General features: G+C 30.9%; 5 protein-coding genes. All 5 read left to right on the top strand.

What is annotated here, in order from left to right; genetic code table 11:
- Window positions 1-148 precede the first annotated feature (148 nt).
- The 5 genes from BLQ05_RS13500 (at window position 149) to BLQ05_RS13520 (ending at window position 4,107) form a co-directional block, all read left to right on the top strand.
- Window positions 149-457, top strand: coding sequence for an SdpI family protein (locus BLQ05_RS13500; RefSeq protein ID WP_035655116.1), 309 nt, complete (start codon window positions 149-151; stop codon window positions 455-457).
- A 244-nt stretch (window positions 458-701) separates the two neighbouring features.
- A complete protein-coding gene (locus BLQ05_RS13505; RefSeq protein WP_035655114.1) occupies window positions 702-1,031 on the top strand; it encodes a hypothetical protein in 330 nt (109 codons plus the stop codon).
- A gap of 783 nt (window positions 1,032-1,814) precedes the next feature.
- Window positions 1,815-2,339 carry a hypothetical protein gene (locus BLQ05_RS13510; protein WP_023577495.1) on the top strand — a complete coding sequence of 175 codons (525 nt, stop codon included), beginning with the start codon at window positions 1,815-1,817 and terminating at the stop codon, window positions 2,337-2,339.
- Between the two features lie 160 nt (window positions 2,340-2,499).
- Complete coding sequence (locus BLQ05_RS13515; RefSeq protein ID WP_023577494.1) at window positions 2,500-3,489, top strand: hypothetical protein; 990 nt, start codon at window positions 2,500-2,502, stop codon at window positions 3,487-3,489.
- 168 nt (window positions 3,490-3,657) lie between these two features.
- Window positions 3,658-4,107 carry a hypothetical protein gene (locus tag BLQ05_RS13520; RefSeq protein ID WP_023577493.1) on the top strand — a complete coding sequence of 150 codons (450 nt, stop codon included), beginning with the start codon at window positions 3,658-3,660 and terminating at the stop codon, window positions 4,105-4,107.
- Window positions 4,108-4,340 lie beyond the last annotated feature (233 nt).

A 4,340-nucleotide genomic window follows, 5' to 3' on the forward strand; every position in this document is an offset into this window, starting at 1 on the left:
TTCTTTTTATTCAGCCTTTTTCTTTCTAACTTTTCGGTATATTTGTAAACATCAGTAATAAAAATTCCGCCACTTCATAAAGCCGGCGGGACGTTAGCAGAAATGGCAACCAACATCGTGAATAATACCTAAATTAAAGAAAAAAGCTATGACGTTAATTTTATCAATCTTCTTATTATATGCTATTTGTTTGAAATTATTTCCTCCAAAAAAACCGAATTATTTATACGGTTATCAGTTAGGTAGCGCTAAAAAAAGTTTGGAACATTGGACAGTTGCAAATAAGTATGCTTCAAGCTATTTGATAGTACTTTATGTATTTATGATAACATTATCTCTAGTTTTTGACAACGGAGAGTTGAATGCCAGAGTACCAATTTTAATATTTTTTTTTAGCGGATTGGGTTTAATTTATTTTCTTGTGGAAAAAAAATTGAAAAACGTTGAAAAAAATTGAGAAAAATTGAGAAAAATGAAAGCCACATCTGCTAACAGCGGTTTTGAGCAAGTGGGGTTTTAGGGAAAACTCCAACATTTTTTTTATATATTTGGCTTTAGGAATTAACAAACTAAAGGTACAAAAAATCCCCACCTTCTCAAAGCCGGCGGGACGTTAGCAGCTATTTATAAAAAAACTTTGTGCATAATTTAAGTTGTGCATAAATCTAAATCCTAATTGGAATCTAAAAAAATAACTTTTAATGCTGGAAAACAATAAAACAAATACAAAGCTACTCATAACTTCATCAATTACTGGTTTTTTACTTTCATTTCCTATTACAGGTTTTATCTACGGCTTTATAATATGCGAAGATTGTGGAGATGGATTTTCTGGAATTTTAGGAAGACTTTTTATTGGACTGGTAGAATCAATATTAACAACTATTACATTTGGAGCACCATGGGATAACGAAGGTGGAACATCGAGTACAAACCTTCGATTTTTTGTATTTCTCACATTTACTATTATTACACTTTTAATATATTTTATTCGAAAAAGAAAAAACAAGAAAAGCAAAGCTGATAATTAAACAGCTGCTAACAACGGTTTTATGCAATGGCGGGGCTTGGGATTTTTTGGAAAAGTTTCTGCTCGCACTTCCTGCATAAAAATTCACGTATTTCTTCCACTCTTTTCGGTATATTTGTAAACGTCAGTAATAAAAAATCCGCCACTGACATAAAGCCGGCGGGACGTTAACTGCAAGTGCTCACAACATTTTTCTTTGGCACATAGTTCAGTTTTTCATAGCACAAATCCAATTTAAATTCTTTGTCTAATCGTTGCGTAAATCTGTGTAGAGCTACTTATGTTTACGTTGCGTGAAAACCTTTGTCTATAAAGCTAAAGCACCAGCAGTTAACAGGGGTTTCATGAAATTGGGGCTATAAGGCTAAATTTAAAGGTTATTTCATATATTTGGCTTCCGTGATGATTCAATGGTTTGGAAATATATAAACCCCAACTTCATGAAGCCCCGGGACGTTAACTGCAAGTGCTCACAACATTTTTCTTTGGCACATAGTTCAGTTTTTCATAGCACAAATCCAATTTACATTCTTTGTCTAATCGTTACGTAAATCTGTGTAGAGCTACTTATGTTTACGTTGCGTGAAAACCTTTGTCTATAAAGCTAAAGCACCAGCAGTTAACAGGGGTTTCATGAAATTGGGGCTTTAAGGCTAAATTTAAAGGTTATTTCATATATTTGGCTTCCGTGGTTATTCAATGGTTTGGAAATATATAAACCCCAACTTCATGAAGCCCCGGGACGTTAACTGCCATTTAACCACAACTTTTCGAGTAAACAGAAATGATAATAAAAGCAGAAATAATTAACCAAACTTATTCTGGAACCTATGAGGAAAGAATTTACGATAATCAAAGCGCTTGGAATTCTCAAAATTGGACAACAATAAAATTCACAAATGATGATTATTACGAATGGTGTGGAATATTTCGTGGCTTTCCAAAAGAAGTCCAAATATCAGAAAAGCTAAATATCATTTTAGTTTTGACTTCTGATTATTTATATCAACTAAAAGTTGAAAACGGTGATCTTTTAGAAATAGAAGAACATCCAGCATATAATATCATGACAGTTGCACCAAGTGGAGAATTCATATTAGGTTACTATTATTATATCGCCAAAATAGAGAAGACAATCAAAGAAAAAACAAAACTTGAAAGTCCAATCGAAATGGATATGATTAAATTTAAAAATTGGAACGGCAATAAACTCAATTTTACATGTGATGAATTTACGAATTGGAGCAGACATTTAGAAATGGAACTTGATTGCGAAAATTGGAAAATATCAATAATAAACGGCAGTTAACAGCGGTTTTGAGCAAGTGGGGTTTTAGGGAAAATTCCAACAATTTTTTATATATTTGGCTTTAGGAATTAACAAACTAAAGGTACAAAAAACCCCCCACCTTCTCAAAGCCGGCGGGACGTTAGCCGTTATACTCCCAAAAATGACCGAAAATTAAAATATGAAAGAAAAAATATCAAGTAGAATTAGCGTAATTCCAAATATCATTATTATTCTTATAAGTGTTGGACTGTTTGGAGGAATTGGAGGAATGTTACTACTGAGATTCTTTGAAAAATTAAAAACAGAAAATATAATCACTTGGTTTAATTTAGTTTTTCCATTTTTTATCTTAGTTTTTATAATTTACTCATTCAGGTATCTAATTATTAACTTTCCGAAAATAACTATAGACAAATCTGGTATAAGTTTTTCTACATATTTGAAAACTGAATTTTACAACTGGCAAGAAATTAAAAGCATAAAAATTACAGGGAAAGAAAATCTAAATTTTTTATTTGCTTCAATGCCAATGGAAGCAACTACTTTAATCTTAAAAAGTGGAAAAGTGAAATATATCTGGGCAGATAATTACTCAAATATTTCCGAAATCAGAATTCTATTAGACAGAGTGAAAAAGCTAATTTCAGAAGATATAAAAGAAATGAACTTACTTAGTTTTAGGATTGATAAAGATCAAAAATCGCTTAATCAAATAGAATTGAAAAATCAAATAGAGTTCAATGGAAACCATTTGCTCTCAGCAAACGGATTGATTTTATATGGTTTCATAGCTTTCATACTATTTATGATTTTCCAAAATCCATCAAAAATAATTAGCAATTATAAAGCCTTATTATTTTTAAGCAGTATTGGGCTTTTTATGTGTGGTATATTCAGTTCAAAAATGCACTATTTTATTGTTACTGATAAATACATTATTGTAAAAAATAGCATTTGGTTTTGGTTTAACAAAGTTTACGAAATAGATAATATAAAAGAACTCGTAATAGAAACTCCACATAAACAGTCAACTTCGTTGAGGATAATAACAAAAGATTATAAATCAAAAATGTATCAAGCTGGAAGCTTAAGAGATAATACTTGGACAAAATTGAAAGAATATTTATTAAAAAAAGATGTGCAAATTAGAAATGAAACATATCATTAAAAGAAAGTACAACGGCTAACAGGGGTTTCATGAAATTGGGGCTTTAAGGCTAAATTTAAAGGTTATTTCATATATTTGACTTCCGTGGTTATGCAATGGTTTGGGAATATATAAACCCCAACTTCATGAAGCCCCGGGACGTTAGCGGCAATAATGGAAAAACTGTGCATGAAAAACTTACTTCTCATTTTATTTCTTTTCTGTATCAATTGCGTAAATGGGCAAACTAAATGGAAAACTTTTGATTCTGAATATGGAATTAAAATAGAATTGCCTGAATATTTTTCAAAGGGAATTCTTGTTGCCGGCGGAACTCTACAATGGTTTAACAACACTATTGACGATGATATTCAATTAAGTATAGAATCATTCGGAAACGGAACGATTAAAGATCTTGAAGAAACATACAAAAGTGACTTGAAGGAAGAAAAAAATGTTACATATAAAGTCAAAAAAAATACTTGGTATGTGATAAGTGGAAAAAATGATGATGGAATTTTTTACAATAAATCTATTATCAAAAATGGGATTCAATTTCATCTAAGAATAATTTATCAGGAAAAAAATAAACAGTTAGTCGAAAATCTAATTGGGCGAATTTCTTCTTCTTTTAAATAATTAGAATTACTGCCGCTAACAGTGGTTTTGCGAAATTTGGGCTTGAGTGTTTAATGGGACGAGCTTTTTGTATATTTGCTTTAGTCCTAATGGAAAGGTTTGGGAACATATAAACCCAAACTTCGCAAAGCCACGGGACGTTGTACGACATTGCTACAAAAACAAATCGTGAAAAATGTTATCTAAAAAAAACTTATCCAAAATAATTTTACTTGTAATTTTAATAAGTGTTG

Source organism: Flavobacterium saliperosum (assembly GCF_900100625.1).
Taxonomy (GTDB): Bacteria; Bacteroidota; Bacteroidia; order Flavobacteriales; family Flavobacteriaceae; genus Flavobacterium; species Flavobacterium saliperosum.

Coding starts and splice junctions, on each gene's coding strand:
- BLQ05_RS13505 (WP_035655114.1), top strand. CDS start 702: ATGCTGGAAAACAATAAAACAAATACAAAGCTACTCATAACTTCATCA.
- BLQ05_RS13510 (WP_023577495.1), top strand. CDS start 1,815: ATGATAATAAAAGCAGAAATAATTAACCAAACTTATTCTGGAACCTAT.
- BLQ05_RS13500 (WP_035655116.1), top strand. CDS start 149: ATGACGTTAATTTTATCAATCTTCTTATTATATGCTATTTGTTTGAAA.
- BLQ05_RS13515 (WP_023577494.1), top strand. CDS start 2,500: ATGAAAGAAAAAATATCAAGTAGAATTAGCGTAATTCCAAATATCATT.
- BLQ05_RS13520 (WP_023577493.1), top strand. CDS start 3,658: ATGAAAAACTTACTTCTCATTTTATTTCTTTTCTGTATCAATTGCGTA.